The sequence below is a fragment of the Pseudomonas sp. IC_126 genome, assembly GCF_004331835.1.
GTDB lineage: Bacteria > Pseudomonadota > Gammaproteobacteria > Pseudomonadales > Pseudomonadaceae > Stutzerimonas.
In genome coordinates, this window is record NZ_SJSS01000008.1 from 148,919 (window position 1) to 165,344 (window position 16,426).

The 16,426-nt window shown below is 60.1% G+C and carries 13 protein-coding genes and 1 tRNA gene; 5 read left to right on the plus strand and 9 right to left on the minus strand.

Translation table 11 applies throughout. The annotated features are described in order from the left end of the window. Positions 1-426 precede the first annotated feature (426 nt). Positions 427-1,410 carry an ATP-binding protein gene (locus tag E0D86_RS20165; RefSeq protein ID WP_131651817.1) on the plus strand — a complete coding sequence of 328 codons (984 nt, stop codon included), beginning with the start codon at positions 427-429 and terminating at the stop codon, positions 1,408-1,410. Positions 1,411-1,444: 34 nt separating this feature from the next. Next, the gene (locus E0D86_RS22075; protein ID WP_371924096.1) at positions 1,445-1,639 is read left to right on the plus strand and encodes a hypothetical protein; all 195 of its coding nucleotides are present in this window, start codon (positions 1,445-1,447) and stop codon (positions 1,637-1,639) included. A 328-nt stretch (positions 1,640-1,967) separates the two neighbouring features. Here E0D86_RS22075 and E0D86_RS20175 read toward each other — a convergent pair whose 3' ends face one another. From E0D86_RS20175 to rpsU, 5 genes are all read right to left on the minus strand, one after another. Then, positions 1,968-4,199, minus strand: a complete 2,232-nt coding sequence (locus E0D86_RS20175) for an ATP-binding protein (protein ID WP_131651818.1) — start codon at positions 4,197-4,199, stop codon at positions 1,968-1,970. A gap of 715 nt (positions 4,200-4,914) precedes the next feature. Then, positions 4,915-4,991, minus strand: a tRNA-Ile gene (locus E0D86_RS20180). A gap of 118 nt (positions 4,992-5,109) precedes the next feature. Continuing rightward, on the minus strand, positions 5,110-6,963 hold the full coding sequence (gene rpoD / locus E0D86_RS20185) for an RNA polymerase sigma factor RpoD (RefSeq protein WP_131651819.1): 1,854 nt from the start codon (positions 6,961-6,963) through the stop codon (positions 5,110-5,112). 220 nt (positions 6,964-7,183) lie between these two features. After that, positions 7,184-9,106 (minus strand): DNA primase, encoded by a 1,923-nt coding sequence (gene dnaG / locus E0D86_RS20190; RefSeq protein ID WP_131651820.1) that lies wholly within the window; start codon positions 9,104-9,106, stop codon positions 7,184-7,186. Positions 9,107-9,243: 137 nt separating this feature from the next. Then, positions 9,244-9,459 (minus strand): 30S ribosomal protein S21, encoded by a 216-nt coding sequence (gene rpsU, locus E0D86_RS20195; RefSeq protein WP_003283508.1) that lies wholly within the window; start codon positions 9,457-9,459, stop codon positions 9,244-9,246. A gap of 196 nt (positions 9,460-9,655) precedes the next feature. Here rpsU and tsaD point away from each other — a divergent pair, with 196 nt between their 5' ends. Continuing rightward, a complete protein-coding gene (gene tsaD, locus E0D86_RS20200) occupies positions 9,656-10,681 on the plus strand; it encodes a tRNA (adenosine(37)-N6)-threonylcarbamoyltransferase complex transferase subunit TsaD (protein WP_131651821.1) in 1,026 nt (341 codons plus the stop codon). 13 nt (positions 10,682-10,694) lie between these two features. Here tsaD and plsY read toward each other — a convergent pair whose 3' ends face one another. Further along, complete coding sequence (gene plsY, locus E0D86_RS20205; RefSeq protein WP_131651822.1) at positions 10,695-11,264, minus strand: glycerol-3-phosphate 1-O-acyltransferase PlsY; 570 nt, start codon at positions 11,262-11,264, stop codon at positions 10,695-10,697. 75 nt (positions 11,265-11,339) lie between these two features. On the opposite strand from plsY, the gene folB reads away from it, so the two are divergent. Together folB and folK are read left to right on the plus strand one after the other, a co-directional pair. Further along, on the plus strand, positions 11,340-11,693 hold the full coding sequence (gene folB / locus E0D86_RS20210) for a dihydroneopterin aldolase (protein WP_131651823.1): 354 nt from the start codon (positions 11,340-11,342) through the stop codon (positions 11,691-11,693). After that, positions 11,684-12,220, plus strand: a complete 537-nt coding sequence (gene folK, locus E0D86_RS20215) for a 2-amino-4-hydroxy-6-hydroxymethyldihydropteridine diphosphokinase (RefSeq protein WP_131651824.1) — start codon at positions 11,684-11,686, stop codon at positions 12,218-12,220. The genes folB and folK overlap by 10 nt, the downstream gene beginning before the upstream one ends. 48 nt (positions 12,221-12,268) lie before the next feature. On the opposite strand, the gene E0D86_RS20220 is transcribed toward folK, so the two are convergent. The 3 genes from E0D86_RS20220 to E0D86_RS20230 all read right to left on the minus strand — a co-directional run bounded on the left by E0D86_RS20220 (position 12,269) and on the right by E0D86_RS20230 (position 16,404). Continuing rightward, positions 12,269-13,486 carry a multifunctional CCA addition/repair protein gene (locus E0D86_RS20220; protein ID WP_131651825.1) on the minus strand — a complete coding sequence of 406 codons (1,218 nt, stop codon included), beginning with the start codon at positions 13,484-13,486 and terminating at the stop codon, positions 12,269-12,271. A gap of 100 nt (positions 13,487-13,586) precedes the next feature. Then, on the minus strand, positions 13,587-15,122 hold the full coding sequence (locus tag E0D86_RS20225) for a SpoVR family protein (RefSeq protein ID WP_131651826.1): 1,536 nt from the start codon (positions 15,120-15,122) through the stop codon (positions 13,587-13,589). Positions 15,123-15,132: 10 nt separating this feature from the next. Continuing rightward, positions 15,133-16,404 (minus strand): YeaH/YhbH family protein, encoded by a 1,272-nt coding sequence (locus E0D86_RS20230; protein WP_131651827.1) that lies wholly within the window; start codon positions 16,402-16,404, stop codon positions 15,133-15,135. Positions 16,405-16,426 lie beyond the last annotated feature (22 nt).

The window sequence follows — 16,426 nt, forward strand, 5'->3', positions numbered from 1 at the left end:
CATCAACCGCAGCCTGATCATGCCTCGTTATTCCAACGCCCCGGCTCGAGCTGTTCCTTTGAAGGCTAACGGCCGTTCTGCGGGCGACGATAGACCGGTAGCTGCTTCTCGCGGCTGCTCGGGAACGCATCTTCAGTTCTTGTGCTCGAAAAACGAGAGCCTTCGCCATCGAGACCATCATGAGAACTGCCGGTAGTGCACAGGTACTGCTTCGCCAGCGCAAGGTTCTGGCCCAATTCGGTGAATTGGCACTGTTTTCCCAGAGCATGGATGAAGTTTTAAACGAAGCCTGCCGCCTGGTCAGCGAGGCTCTGGAAACCCCACTCGCCAAGTTTGTGGAGTTCACCAAGGATCGCCAGGCCGTGCTACTGCGAAGCGGCGTTGGCTGGAAACCGGGGTTGGTGGGTCAGCTCCAGCTCGGTGTGGATGAAGGAACGCACGCGCCAGTACAGGCAATCGCAGGACGAACGAGACGCGGCGGAGGCGAAGCTCAGACAGAGCCAGAGGATGGAGGCGGTCGGCCAACTGACTGGCGGCATCGCTCACGATTTCAACAATATGCTGGCCAGCATCGCCACCAGTCTCGAACTGATGCAGCGACGTCTCGATGCGGGCAACCTCGAAAAGCTGAGCCATTACAATGCGCTGGCGATGACCTCCGTACGCCGGGCCGCCGCACTAACGCATCGACTGTTGGCGTTTTCCCGCCAGCAGCCGCTAGCGCCGAAGTATGTCCAGCCCAGCCAGATCATCGCCGGCCTCGAAGAGCTTATTCGTCGTACTGTCGGCCCGGATATCGTGGTGACCACGAGCCTTTCCGCCAATGACACCATCCGGTGCGATCCCCATCAGCTCGAAAACGCGTTGCTCAACCTTGCCATCAATGCGCGCGATGCCATGCCGGAGGGGGGAAATCTCAACCTCGAGACACGTCGCCATGACATTCGGGGTGATTTCGCGGCTGCACGCGACCTGCAAGCGGGCCAGTACATCGGAATTTCGGTCACCGATACCGGGACAGGCATGACCCCGGAGGTGCTTGCGCGGGCATTCGATCCGTTCTTCAGGACCAAGAAAACCGGGCAAGGCACCGGTTTGGGTCTATCCATGATCTATGGTTTTGCCCAGCAGTCAGGCGGTCAGGTTCGCATACACAGCAAGCCCGGAATCGGCACGACCGTCACGATGTTCTTCCCCTGGCAGGAGGCGGGAGAGGTCGAGGCCGTTCCGCCGCCCGAGCCGGCGTCCCTGCCCGCGGCGAGTCATGAAGAAACGATACTGTTTGTCGACGATGAGACAACGGTACGCCAAGTTGCGAGCGAAGTCCTCCGTGAGCTGGGTTACCGTGTAATGGAGGCTGTCGACAGCAAATCGGCGTTCAGGCAGGTGGAGAAAAGCCGGCAAGATTGACCTGCTGATTGCCGATATTGGGCTTCCGGGCGCCATGAACGGGGTATCGCTGGCGGATGCCATTCGGCTTGACCACCCGAGGCTAAAGGTCCTGTTCATCACAGGTTTTGCCTCCAACCCGGTACTGGAGAAAGCGACGGAGCGCCGCAGTAATAGGGTGTTGCCCAAACCTTTCACACTTGAGCAACTAAGCGTCCTGGTGCGCGTTCTGCTGGACAGCCAGGCGTAGAGCGCATGCCATGGGCCAACTGGGCTAGCGACACTTCAGCAGTGACGTGAAGGGGCATCTGATGATCCATACAAAGCGTAAAGCCTTAACAGCCTTCGGATAGTGGCTCGGTCCGGTCCGCCGGTGCAGGCCTGATCGAAGAGAGCACCCATGCGAGATCCAGAGCTGGCTATTATCCGAGATGCAGCTCGCATCGTTCTTCTGGCGGTCACTTGCACGCTGGAACGAACTACTGCAGAAACTGAGAGCGACGAGGGGCGCGCTTGTCTCTCTCCTCGCATAGCCGTTATTGAAACGCCAGCGGAAGGTCGTCGGTTAGGTAACGGTGTTACGGAGTCAATCCAGCTGAACGCAGCCCCAAGGCGTCATGTACGGCCGCGGATAACGTCTCGATCGAGAACGGTTTGGTGAGTATGCGCATGCCATGCTCTGTTGGGATTCGTTCGGTATAGCCGGTCGCCAATACGATCCGCAGGTCCGGATAACGAGACCGAGCCAGCTCGGCCAATCCCACCCCGTCCAGGTCGCCTGGCATCACAACGTCGGAAAAGAGGAGGTCGACAGTTGGCTGATCGGAAGCGGCGAGCCTGGCGAGGGCCATCTCGGCGTTGCCAGCCACATCGACCGCATAACCCAGCTCCTCGAGCATGGGAGCGACGACGTCGCGCACCTCCTCATCATCATCGACCAGCAGCACCCTGGCAGTCCCCGTTAACGGCATGGCCGCCTGCGATTTCACTGTCACAGGTTCGGCCGTCTTATTTGCGCACGGCAACACGAGGGCGATGCGTGTGCCATTGTCGACTTCGCTGTCGATCGATACGGCTCCGCTTGAGTGGTGGGCGAATCCATACACCTGTGCCAGTCCCAACCCGGTCCCTTCACCCACGGCCTTGGTCGTGAAGAAGGGCTCGAACGCTCGCGCCTGGATTTCCTTGCTCATCCCGTAACCGGTGTCGGCCACTATTAGATGAAGATAGGCGCCACTGGCAAGTCCCCGTTCATCTTGCGGGCCAAGATCCACCCGGCTGAGGCGGATGTCCAACGTACCCCCATCGGGCATGGCGTCACGTGCATTGATGGCCATGTTCAAGATGGCTAGTTCGCATTGCAACGGATCGACCACGATGGGCCAGTTGCCTTCGGGCAGGTCCAGGTTCAACTCCACGCGGCTGGGCAGGGCGCCATGGAGCAACTCGCGCATGCCCAGGATCAGACTGCGAAGATCGACGCGCTTGGCTTCACTGGTCCGCCCGCGACTGAAGGTCATTAGCTTGCGAGTCAGCTGCGTCCCCCGCTGAGCCGAGCGCTGGCAAGCCTCGATGGCCCGCTTCGCCCGTGGATGGGTGCTGAGCATATCGGCCAACTGCAGCCCTACCGTCATGCTTTGCAGCAGGTTGTTGAAGTCGTGGGCAATTCCACCGGTCAGCCTCCCAAGCGCCTCGAGCTTTTGCCCCTGTAAAAGCGCCTGATGAGAGCGCTCGGCCTGGGCAACCGCTTCAGCGACTCGCTCGGTCATGTCCTGGTTGGCTCGGTTGATAGTCAAGCTGGCCTGGGCGAATACCCGAGCTGATCGGTCGGTTTCGGGCATGCCCGTTGCGGCCGCCCCGATCACCTCTCCACGTGCCAGTGCCTCGGCCGCTCGGTCGAGCAGCGCCAGCGGCCGCGTGATGGTTCGGCCGACGGCGATGGCAAGCGCCACCGCCAGCGCCAGCACGAGCGCGATGCCGAGCACTGCCGTGCCGATGGGCGCGAAGACGCTCGCCAGCAGTTCCTGTTTCGGTATTGCGATGAGCACCGTCCAGTGTGACGACTCAGCGCGGCTGTAAAAGGTAACCACGTCTTCTCCATCACGAGTTACCGACTCGAGCGAACCGCTGCGCGATGCCTGGGCTTGAAGCTGCCGCTGAAACTCCGGGCTGGCACGCTCTCCAACATGTGCCTGGTCATCGCGCGTACGCGCCACGATGTTTAAGTCGCGGTCCAGCAACACGCCGAGCCATTTCTCGGGAAGCTCTTGGGCCGAGAGCATGGCCCTGAGCCCCGCTGTCGGGAACTCCATCGACAGGTAGTACGCAATCTTGCCATCGCGTAGGACGGGCTGATGGAGCGCGATGGAATGGGTGCGATCAAGAGGGTCGCGATACAGCGGGCTTACTTCCAGCGTGCGTGCTCCCTGGCTGGCTACGCTCGGAATGCTTGGCGGCATCGGTAGAGGACGGTCGTAGGGATATTCCGTGTTGATTAAGGGAATGCCGTCCGGGTCGAAAACCGTCACGCCTGTACCCAGTGGGAGCGCGGTCCGCTGGAGTCGCGCATGAAATGTACGGAGGTCGCCCTGTGCCAAGCTCGGGTTGGCCGCAACGGTCGATACGATCGCACCGTACCGGGCCAGCTCGCGGTCGACCGCCTGCGCGACCGCGCGAGTCGTTCCCTCCATGCTCTGTGCGACCCGGAACGACTGGGATTGGTATACCGAATAGGTCGCATACAGCGCGAAGGCGAGCGAAGGCGCAATGACCGCAACAACTAGCCAGACGAGGCGGGCGCGTATCGACACGGGACGGGAGTTCCTCGGGCCAAGGCGCAGAATGCGCTGTGGTTCGTAATGCCGGGATCGTGATCCCGTCCACGTTGCAACGTGGTAAGTCTAAAGTGTGACAAGAAGACAAGCTGTTTGTCACCGCCCCCAACCGCAGGTGAGGGGCGGCTGAGCCGCTCCGATAGCGGATTGTAGAGCGGGCGCCCGATGTGGACGCCATTACCGAGTGCCCACTGAGACCGCAGCTATCGGTCGGTCGTGGCTGCTCAATGTTGCTAATGCCAGCCTTGGTTTCGAACGCGGGGCCACGCAGCAGACACAAGCCTGCTCGACCCTGTGTGAGAAACTACGTCGTCGGATGTCATAACTCAACATCACGCAGAAACTTCTCGAGCACCTTGCGGGTTTGCATCATCTTGTTGGCCTTCTGGTCGATGAGATCCAATTGGTCACGTAGCGTTGTGCGCAGCTCATCGCACGGTTCGAAGACGAGACCCTCTCCCGTTCTGGAACACATACGGAGCATGGTGCAGGCCACTCATCTGCCAATCAGTGCGGGCTTCGAAAGCGGGTTCGGCGACTGAGGTCTCGATTGCCAAGCTTTGAGCTTGCTTCCTTGGTCTTTAAAGCCTGCATGGTTAGGCACTGTAGTGCCATTTTTGAGCATTAAAGGTAAAAACAAAAAAGCCTTGAGCGTATTGCGCGCACAAGGCTTTGATTTTTTAGCTTTATTTGGTGGGCCCACACGGACTCGAACCGTGGACCAAAGGATTATGAGTCCTCTGCTCTAACCAACTGAGCTATAGGCCCTCAGAGGCCGGCGGATTATACCGGTGGTGTTGCGGGTGCGCCAAGCGAAGCTGGTTGTGCGTCGTTGTTTTGTCAGGTCTTGAATGCAAAACCCCCGGCGCGGGGCCGGGGGTTCTGGTTACTCGTCGAGGAAGGAGCGCAGATGCTCGCTTCTCGTCGGGTGGCGCAGCTTTCGCAGTGCCTTGGCTTCGATCTGACGGATCCGCTCGCGGGTGACGTCGAACTGTTTGCCGACTTCCTCAAGGGTGTGGTCGGTGTTCATGTCGATGCCGAAGCGCATGCGCAGGACCTTGGCTTCCCTTGCGGTGAGGCCGGAGAGGACTTCGCGGGTGGCTTCCTTGAGGCTTTCCACGGTCGCCACGTCGATCGGCGATTGCATGGCGGAGTCCTCGATGAAGTCGCCCAGGTGCGAGTCTTCGTCGTCGCCGATCGGTGTTTCCATGGAGATCGGCTCTTTGGCGATCTTCAAGACCTTGCGGATCTTGTCCTCGGGCATTTCCATGCGCTCGCCAAGCTCTTCAGGGGTGGGCTCGCGGCCCATTTCCTGCAGCATCTGACGGGAGATGCGGTTGAGCTTGTTGATCGTCTCGATCATGTGCACCGGGATGCGGATGGTCCGCGCCTGGTCAGCAATGGAGCGAGTGATCGCCTGGCGAATCCACCAAGTGGCGTACGTCGAGAACTTGTAGCCGCGACGGTATTCGAACTTGTCCACCGCCTTCATCAGGCCGATGTTGCCTTCCTGGATCAGGTCGAGGAATTGCAGGCCGCGGTTGGTGTACTTTTTGGCGATGGAGATGACCAGGCGCAGGTTGGCCTCGACCATTTCTTTCTTCGCCCGGCGGGCCTTGGCCTCGCCGATGGACATGCGCCGGTTGATGTCCTTGATGTCAGCGATCACCAGTGCGCATTCTTCTTCCAGGGTGAGCAGCTTTTCCTGGCAGCGCTGGATGTCTTCCTTGCGTGCGGCAATAGCTTCAGCGTACTTGCTCTTGCTGCTGGCCAGCTGATCGGCCCAGCCCAGGTCGGTCTCGTTGCTTGGAAACTGACGAAGGAAGTCGGCGCGAGGCATGCGCGCGTCGCGCACGCAGATCTGCATGATGGCGCGTTCCTGTGCGCGGACCTGGCCTAAGGCGCCGCGTACGCGCTCGACCAGCGCATCGTACTGCTTGGGGATGAGCTTGATCGGCATGAACAGTGTGGCCAGCTCCTGCAGCGCGTCGGTCGCTTGCTGGCTGCCCCGGCCGTGCTTCTTCAGGGCCTTCTTGGCGACTTCCAACTGCTCGGCGACAGCGCCGAATCGAACGCGAGCAACTTCCGGATCCGGACCGCCATCGCCTTCTTCTTCCTCGCTGTCGGAGTCGTCTTCTTCGTCGTCGTCCTTGTCATCCGCAGCCGGCTTTGCCGTCGCCTGAGGTGCAACAGGCTCGACTTCCTGCGGTGCGGCAGCGCCGTCGTCGTCAGGATCGATATAGCCGCTGAGAATGTCGGACAGGCGGCCGCCTTCGTTGGTGACGCGTTCGTAGTCGGCGAGAATGCTGTCCACGGTGCCCGGGAAATGGGCAACGGCGCTCATCACTTCGCGAATGCCTTCCTCGATGCGTTTGGCGATTTCGATTTCGCCTTCGCGGGTCAGCAGTTCGACGGTGCCCATTTCGCGCATGTACATGCGCACAGGGTCGGTGGTACGGCCGATATCCGTTTCCACAGCCGCGAGAGCCGCGGCGGCCTCTTCGGCGGCGGCTTCATCGGTATCGGCTTCGGCCAGCAACAGGGCATCGGCATCCGGGGCAACCTCGAATACATTGATACCCATGTCGTTGATCATGCGAATGATGTCTTCCACCTGTTCCGGATCGGAAATATCCTCCGGTAGGTGGTCATTGACCTCGGCGTAAGTCAGGTAACCCTGCTCACGACCACGCTGGATCAATTCTTTGAGACGAGACTGCTGTTGCGCTTTTCCGGACATATAACCCTATCCACTGACGGTTCTGGCGGGTTGAAAACAAGCTGAGCATTATAGCCGAGCAGGGACCTCACGCGCCAGTTGAGGTCGATTTAGTGCGCCTCTAAAAACTATCTGCGTTGGCAATACTGCGTTAAAAACAGGCTCGGACTGCTCATTTAGACCAACTAAATTCCGCGTCCTCGCCTGTTTTTTCCTTGTCTTGCCTGCCTCGCCTACGTTTTTAGATGTGCCCTATAGCGGGTGTTGAGTTGCGATTTAACAGGTTGCGCAGTTGATCTTTCTCCTCTGCGCTGAGTTCACCCTGGCGAGCTTTGCGGAGCAGCGATTCGAGGCTGCGTTCACGTTGTCTGGTGGCCAGAGTCTTAATGGTGTCGAAAAACTGTTGTTCAAGGTTATCGGCCGAGATCAGCCATTCTTTCTCCGCAAGTGCGCGTAAAAGACGCCCTTGGTCGGTTCCATGCCAGCGAGCGATCAGCTGCAGGCTGCGTAGCTTGGGATTCTTCTGCAGCGTGCCGAGAAGCGCGACGAGCAACTGAGCGTAGGTGTCATCTTCTGCGGCGAAATGACTCACATCTTCAACTTTCTGGGCAAGCTCCGGATGATGCAGGAGCGTGCGCAGTGTAGTCAGAGCCGGCGGCTCTACGGTGGCTGGTTTTCTTGGCGCTCGGGCTTTGAAGTCTGGCTGCTGGCCGGTTTTTTTCCAGTCCTTCTTCCACTCTTTCTTGCCATTGCGTTTCGGCTGAGCCGGTTCGGACGGTACGTAATAGTCACCTTCGTCTTGCCCGGAGCCGGTGTCGTAATAGACGCTGTCGTCGTATTCCGAAGCGGCACTCGGTGATGCGGCACTCATCTGCTGAAGTGCTTCGCTATGCAGTCCGGTGATCTCGCCGAGGCGCTGGCGCATCAGGGCGCGTAGGTTGGCGCCCGGTATTTTTTCGATGAGTGGCGCGGCCAGTGTGGCCAAGTGCGCCTTGCCTTCCAGTGAGCGTGGGTCTGCTTCTTCGCTGAGTTGCTGGAAAAAGTAGTCGGCCAGTGGTTGGGCTTGTTGCTGTATTCGAGCCATGAAGGCATCGGTGCCCTCGCGGCGCACCAGGGTGTCAGGATCTTCGCCTTCCGGCAGGAACAGAAAGCGTGCGCGCCGACCGTCCTGCAAATTCGGCAGGGCAGACTCCAGCGCTCGCCAAGCCGCCTTGCGGCCCGCCGCATCGCCGTCGAAGCAGAACAGTACGCTGGGGACGATGCGGAACAGCCGCTTGAGATGTTCGTCGCTGGTGGCCGTGCCGAGTGTGGCGACGGCGTTGCGCAGGCCTTGCTGGGCCAGTGCGATCACGTCCATATAGCCTTCGACGACCATGATTTCATCCAGATCGCGGTTGGCTTTGCGGGCCTCGAAGAGGCCGTAGAGTTCCTGGCCCTTGTGGAAGACCGGTGTTTCCGGTGAGTTCAGGTATTTTGGTTTGTCGTCGCCTAGCACCCGGCCGCCGAAAGCAATAATGCGTCCTCGACTGTCGCGGATGGGAAACATCACGCGGTCGCGGAAGCGGTCGTAGCTTCTTCCGGTTTCGGCATTCTCGATCAGCAGGCCGGCATCGATCATCGCCTTCTGTTGCAGGGCGTCGCCGCCCAGATGTTTCATCAGATTGTCCCAGCCGGGTGGTGCGAAACCGAGGCCGAAATCCCGGGCGATGACGCCGGACAGGCCGCGGCCCTTGAGGTATTCCACTGCGGCCTTGCGGGCCGGGTGTCCCTTGAGTGCCTGACGGTAATACTCGGCGGCGGCATCCAGTAGTGGGTAGAGCGGCGAATCTACCGGCTGACGCGGTTTGCGTCCGGGGCCGCTTTCTTCGCGGGGCACTTCCATGCCGGCGCGCTTGGCCAGCTCCTCGACGGCCTGAGGGAATTCCAGGCTGTCGTGATCCATGACGAAGCCCAGTGCGTTGCCGCCGGCGCCGCAGCCGAAGCAGTAATAGAACTGCTTGTCGGGGCTGACGCTGAACGACGGGGTCTTTTCCTTGTGAAACGGGCAGCAGGCGGTGTAGTTCTTGCCGGCTTTTTTCAGCTGAATACGCGAACTCACCACTTCGACAATGTCGGAGCGGTTCAGGAGATCATCGATGAACGATTGCGGTATCAGGCCGGCCATAGGGGTATGAGAATACGCTCGCAGTGTTCGGGCCGGAATGAAAAAAACTCCGACCATTCGCCAGCCGGCGAAGCGGAGTCTCCTTCAATGCAAAGCCCGGCATAGGCCGGGCTTGATGCAGCTTCAGCTGTACTGGATCAGTACAGGCGAACGCTGCGGCGCTGTTCGCGCTGCACTTTCTTGGCGTGACGCTTGACTGCGGCAGCAGCTTTACGCTTGCGCTCGGCAGTGGGCTTCTCGTAAAACTCACGGCTGCGGACTTCGGCCAGCACGCCGGCTTTTTCGCAAGAACGCTTGAAGCGACGCAGAGCTACGTCGAATGGTTCGTTCTCTTTAACTTTAACGTTGGGCATCCAGGACGTACCTTCACTTGTTTACCGGTTACAACGCGCTTCGGCAAATGTTCGCGAGCACGCTGGTTTTAAGGGTTGCGGATGTTAACGCCTTGTCACGGGGAATGCAAAGCCCGCTGAGCGAAAAGCGCTGGTCGGTCGAAGGTCGCGGCGATTAATATGCGCGGCTTCATTCGCTTCTCTGAAGGTTGTGCCCATGCTGGTGCTGGGGCTGGAAACATCATGCGACGAGACCGGCGTCGCGCTGTACGACAGCGAGCTCGGCCTGCTGGCCGACGCCCTGTTCAGCCAGATCGACCTGCATCGCGTCTATGGCGGCGTGGTGCCGGAGCTGGCCTCGCGCGATCATGTAAAGCGCATGCTACCGCTGATTCGTCAGGTGCTCGAAGAAGCTGGGCGCGATTCAAGCCAGATCGATGCGGTTGCCTACACCGCGGGCCCCGGTCTTGTCGGGGCGTTGCTGGTCGGCGCGTCCTGTGCCCAGGCGATGGCCTTTGCCTGGGGCATTCCGGTAGTCGGCGTGCATCATATGGAAGGGCATCTGTTGGCGCCAATGCTCGAAGAGCATCCGCCGGCGTTCCCCTTCGTCGCGTTGCTGGTATCCGGTGGCCATACGCAGCTGGTTCGTGTCGACGGTATCGGCCGTTATGAACTGCTTGGCGAGTCGGTGGACGATGCCGCCGGCGAGGCGTTCGACAAGACGGCCAAGCTGATGGGTTTGCGCTATCCGGGTGGTCCGGAAATCGCTGCGCTTGCCGAACGCGGGACGCCGGGCCGATTCACCTTCCCGCGGCCGATGACTGATCGGCCTGGGCTGGATTTCAGCTTCAGCGGCCTCAAAACCTCCACACTCACGACCTGGCAGCACTGCCGTAACGCTGGCGACGACGGCGAGCAGACTCGTTGCGATATTGCGCTGGCCTTTCAGCAGGCCGTCGTCGAGACGCTGACCATTAAATGCCAACGTGCCTTGAAGCAGACGGGCCTTAATAGTCTGGTGATAGCTGGCGGCGTGAGTGCCAATCTGGCGCTGCGTAAGAGTCTTGAAGCCATGCTCGGTGAGTTGAACGGGCAGGTGTTCTACGCGCGGCCACGTTTCTGTACCGATAACGGCGCTATGATCGCGTACGCCGGTTGTCAGCGATTACTGGCTGGTCAGCAGGATGGCCCGGACATCTCAGTTCAGGCGCGATGGCCAATGGAAACGCTGTCAGCGGTATGACGCAGCAAACCGTCTAGAAATGCCGCTCCGTGCCTGCGAACAGGTCGCGCAAATTGATCCGGTGACGCCAGACGATAAGCGCGGCCAGTATGGTCATGGGCCAGAGCGCGCCAGGCTGTTGCCAGGCCAGAAAGGGCAGGCAGAGCGGTAATGCCGCAAGTGCGGCCAGTGAGCTGGTGCGAGTCGCTTTGAGCACCACCAGCCAGATGATCAGCGCGAGCAGTGCGGTCGGTGGGTGAAGTCCGAGCAGGGCGCCAGCGGCGGTAGCCACGCCCTTGCCGCCATGAAAGCGGAAGTACAGTGGATACAGATGACCCAGCACCGCTGCGAGCGCAATCCAGGCTTGTTGCTGGATGGATAGGCCCAACGCTGCAGCGAGCAACACCGGCAGCAGGCCCTTGAGCAGATCGCCGATCAAGGTTGAGATCGCCAGGCGCCTCCCGGCAAGCCGCAGCATATTGGTGGCGCCGGGGTTGCCGGAACCGCCAGCACGCGGGTCGGGGGCACCCGCCAGGCGACTAAGTAGAATGGCGAATGATAGCGAGCCGGTCAGATAGGCGAGCAGTGTCAGTTGCCAGAACATGACATCCATCCGGGGCAGGGAGCTCCTGAGTCTAACGGCGCGTACAGGAATTGTCGTGCGGTGGGAGAGAGTTGCGTGGATACAGTTTTCATCGAGGGGCTGGAAGTGGACACGCTGATCGGCGCCTACGATTGGGAGCGCGGCATTCGGCAGTGCTTGCGTCTGGATCTGACGCTCGGCTGGGACATTCGCCCTGCCGCAGAGAATGACGAGCTGGACAAGGCGCTGGATTACGCCGAAGTGACCGCGGCCATCGATCGCTTCGCACAGGCTTCTCGCTTCGAGCTGGTCGAAACCTTCGCCGAGCGGCTGGCTGCCAGCCTGATGAGCCAGTTCGGTATTCCCTGGCTGAGGCTGCGGGTCACCAAACTGGGCGTCAATACGCGCGCTTCGGCGTTGGGTGTGGAGATCGAACGCGGATGCCGCTGACTCGCGTACTGCTCGGGCTGGGCAGCAACAACAGGCGTGAACATAACCTGACCGCCGGTCTCGATGCGTTGGAGCAGTTGCTTGGCGACATGCGCTGTTCGCCTGTCTTCGAAAGCTTGGCGGTGGGTTACAAGGGCGACAATTTCTACAACCTGGTCGTTTCCGGGATCACCGAATTGCCGCTGATGGAGCTGGATCGTCGGCTCAAGTTCATCGAGGCGGACAATGGTCGCTACGCGCCGGATCGCAAAGGCCTGCCGCTGGATATCGATGTGCTGATGTTTGGCGATCTGGTGGGCAATTTCCATGGGCTGGAGTTGCCGCGTCCGGAGACGTTGAAAAATGCCTTCGTGCTCTGGCCGTTGTCACTGCTGGCGCCGGATGTTCGGCATCCAGTCGCAGAGCGCAGTTTCTCCGAGCTTTGGCGCGATTCGACGATCGATCAGCAACTCTGGCCTGTGGCTTTTCAATGGAAAGGCATGGAGCTGACGCCGCTCCCCCTGCTGCAGGCCTGCGCTGCTCCCTGATCGTGCTTGCGCCTTCTGGCAATCACGCCATCTGCGCTTGTGGATAAGTCAGTGGGCGTGACCGTGGCGGCGGCAATACTGCCGGACCGCTTCCAGCCGTTCGAGCTTGAGTGCCTCGCCCAGCTCTGCGCCTTTGTAGCCCCGCTCGATCAATGGCTTCACCTGCACCGCCCGGGCGGACTCGGCGGCGCCACGCAAGTAATCGGCCTGGGGATAGCTGCGAGTCTCGAAATCAGTGCGGGCCCGGGCGTCCATTTCGCAGGCGGCGAGGAACAGCTCGAAACGCTCTGGCCGTCGGTAGATGTCGAAGTGCTGCAGCAGTTCGAACAGCGTGGGCGCCGGCAGCGACATCGCAGCGTGACTGAAGCCGAGAAACTCACCCGCCAGCATGGCCAGTTCCTGGCAATCTCGCGGCACCTTGAAACGGCCATTGACGGCTTCGATTCGCTGCAACTCCTGTTTGCAGGGTGCCGATACCGCATCACTCGGCTCAGCCGGCAGCCCCAGCTGCTGTAGCAAACAAGCCCAGCGCACCGGTAGCGGTTGCTGCTCGATTGCACATTGGCGCATCACCCTGAGCAGATGTTCGCTGGCGGTAGCCTGAGTGTCCGGTTGCGGCTCGTTGAACAGCTGCTCGATCTCCGGAAAAAGCTCCTTCAGCGCGCCGCATTCATGCAGCACTTGCACGAACACGTCAGGGCGAGGCTCCATCAAGGCGCGCGAAATCTCTTTCCAGCTACGCTCCGGCGTCAACGCTTGGAGTTCACCCGATTCGGCAAGCTGGCGCATCAATGCTTGCGTTTCGGTGGCAACGCTGAAGCCGAGATCGGCATAGCGCGCTGCAAAGCGGGCCACACGTAGCACCCTCAACGGGTCTTCGGCAAAAGCAGAAGATACATGCCGGAGTTGACGCGCCGCCAGATCCGACTGGCCGCCGTAGGGGTCGATCAGCTGGCCCTGCTCATCCTCGGCCATGGCGTTGATGGTCAGGTCCCGGCGGGTCAGGTCTTCTTCCAGCGTGACGTCGGGGCTCGCATAAAAGGTGAAACCGCCGTAGCCCCGGCCGCTCTTGCGCTCGGTGCGGGCCAGCGCATATTCCTCGCCGGTAGCCGGATGAAGGAAAACCGGGAAGTCCGCGCCCACCGGGCGAAAGCCCTTGGCCTGCATTTCCTCGGCGCTGGAGCCGACCACCACCCAATCCACCTCGGTTACCGGACGCCCCAGTAAACGATCACGCACCGCACCACCGACTTTGTAGATCTGCATGTAGTCCTCCTTTGAGCGGAGGATAAAGGATAACGGCGGTGAGGCCGGAAAAAGCGCTGGAGGCCGGATTCAAGCTTGTCCAGCCTCCACGGCCTTGCGGTCAGTTCATGCCAGGAAACCTGCTGTCGGCCTCCGGTTCGACCCGGGGCGGCATGTGGTGCGTGGTGACGAGCTTGTCGTCCTGCATTGAGTGTAAGTGAACATCGAAGCCCCAGAGCCGATGCAGGTGTTTGAGTATCTCGTCGGTTGAGCCACCCAGCGGTTTGCGGTCGTGTTGCTGATGGCGCAGGGTCAGTGAGCGATCGCCGCGACGATCGACGCTCCACACCTGCACGTTAGGCTCGCGATTGCCGAGGTTGTATTGTGCGGCCAGCAATTCGCGAATGGTGTGATAGCCGCTTTCGTCATGGATGGCCGGGACCAGTAGCTCGTCTTTCTGATCGTCGTCGAGGATGCTGAACAACTTGAGATCGCGGATCACCTTCGGCGAGAGAAATTGTAGGATGAAGCTCTCGTCCTTGAAGTTGTTCATGGCGAACTTCACCGTGGTCAGCCAGTCGCTGCCGGCAATATCCGGGAACCAGCGCTTGTCTTCCTCGGTAGGGTTCTCACAGATCCGGCGGATGTCCTGATACATGGCGAACCCAAGCGTGTAGGGGTTGATGCCGCTGTAATACGGACTGTCGAAGCCGGGTTGATAGATCACGCTGGTGTGCGACTGCAGAAACTCCATCATGAAACCGTCGGTCACCAGACCCTCGTCGTAGAGGTCGTTAAGCAAGGTGTAGTGCCAGAAGGTCGCCCAGCCTTCGTTCATCACCTGAGTCTGGCGCTGCGGATAGAAGTACTGCGCGATCTTGCGCACGATACGAACCACCTCGCGCTGCCAGGGCTCCAGCAGAGGCGCGTGCTTCTCGATGAAATAAAGAATGTTCTCCTGCGGTTCGGCCGGGAAACGCTGGTCACGTTGGCGCTCGTCGTCCTTCTCGCCGAATTTGGGAATGGTCCGCCAGAGGTCGTTGATCTGCTTTTGCAGATGCTCTTCGCGGTCCTTCTGGCGACGCCGTTCCTCTTCGGCGGAGATGGGGTAGGGGCGCTTGTAACGGTCGACGCCGTAATTCATCAGGGCATGGCAGGAATCGAGCAAATCTTCCACCGCGTCGATGCCGTGGCGTTCCTCGCATTGGGTGATGTACTGCTTGGCGAACACGAGGTAGTCGATGATCGAGCTGGCATCGGTCCAGGTGCGGAACAGGTAATTGCCCTTGAAAAAGCTGTTGTGACCGTAGCTGGCGTGGGCGATCACCAAGGCCTGCATGGTGATGGTGTTTTCTTCCATCAGATAGGCGATGCAGGGGTCCGAGTTGATCACGATCTCGTAGGCCAGCCCCATCTGGCCGCGCGTATAGGATTTTTCCGTGCTGAGGAAATGCTTGCCGTAGGACCAGTGGTGATAGCCCAGCGGCATGCCCACCGAGGCGTAGGCGTCCATCATCTGCTCGGCGGTGATGACTTCGATCTGGTTCGGGTAGGTATCCAGCGCATAGCGCTCGGCGATACGTCCAATCTCGCGGTCGTAGGTACGGATCAGGTCGAAGGTCCATTCCGAGCCGGTGGATATGGGCTGTCGTTTCATGCTGCGTACCTCAGCTAGCCATGCGCCGCTGGAAGAGTTCGCGGAACACCGGATAGATGTCGCCTGCGGTCACCAGTTGCTGTTGGGCGAACGAGTCGCCGAAGGCTTCGGCCACCTGGTTGTACTCGTACCACAGCGCCTGATGTTCGCGTGGCGTGATCTCGACGTAGGTGAAGTATTGGACGAACGGCATGATCTGGTTGATCAGGATGTCCCGGCAAATCGGTGAATCATCATTCCAGTTGTCGCCGTCCGAAGCCTGCGCCGCATAGATGTTCCATTCGTTGGCCGGGTAACGCTCGGCCATGATCTCCTGCATCATTTTCAACGCACTGGAGACGATGGTGCCGCCGGTTTCCCGCGAATAGAAGAACTCCTCTTCATCAACCTCCTTGGCGCTGGTGTGATGGCGGATGAACACCACATCGATCTTGTCGTAGTTTCGCTTTAGGAACAGGTACAAGAGGATGAAGAAGCGTTTGGCGATGTCCTTGGTCGCCTGGGTCATGGAGCCGGAGACGTCCATCAGGCAGAACATGACTGCTTTGGAGCTAGGGTTGGGATGCTTGACCAGCAGGTTGTACTTGAGGTCGAAGGTGTCGAGGAAGGGCACGCGATGGATGCGCGCGCTGAGTCGCTCGATCTCCTCTTCGGCGGCCTGGATATCGGTGAAGTTGGCAGGCTCCTCTAGCTTCAATCGAGCCAGCTCGGCTTTTACCTCACGCAATTTTGCGCGGCTGCTGCCGGACAGGGCGATGCGACGCGCATGCGCTGAGCGCAGCGTGCGGACGATGTTGATGCGTGACGGGTTGCCCTCGTTGCTGATGCCGGCGCGCACCGTCTTGAAGGTGTCGGTGCCGGTCAGGTGACGCTTGACCAGATTGGGTAGTTCGAGGTCCTCGAACATGAAGTCGAGAAACTCTTCCTGAGTGATCTGAAAAACGAAGTCGTCCATGCCTTCGCCGTTATTGCTGGCCTTGCCTGCGCCCTGGCCCCCGCCACCGCCCTGCGGTCGAGGAATACGCTCACCAGCAATGAACTCCTTGTTGCCCGGATGCACGATGGTCTGCCGACCACCGCGTCCGTGATGCAGGATCGGCTCGTCGATATCGCGACCGGGAATGCTGATTTGTTCGCCGTGCTCCATATCGGTGATGGAACGGCGTCCCACAGCCTCTTCGACAGCTTTCTTGATATGCCCACGGTATCGCTGCAGGAATCGCTGGCGGTTTACCGTGCTCTTGTTCTTGCCGTTCAGGCGACGGTCGATCACATAGCTCATACGAGCCCTCCGGGTCGAGCTG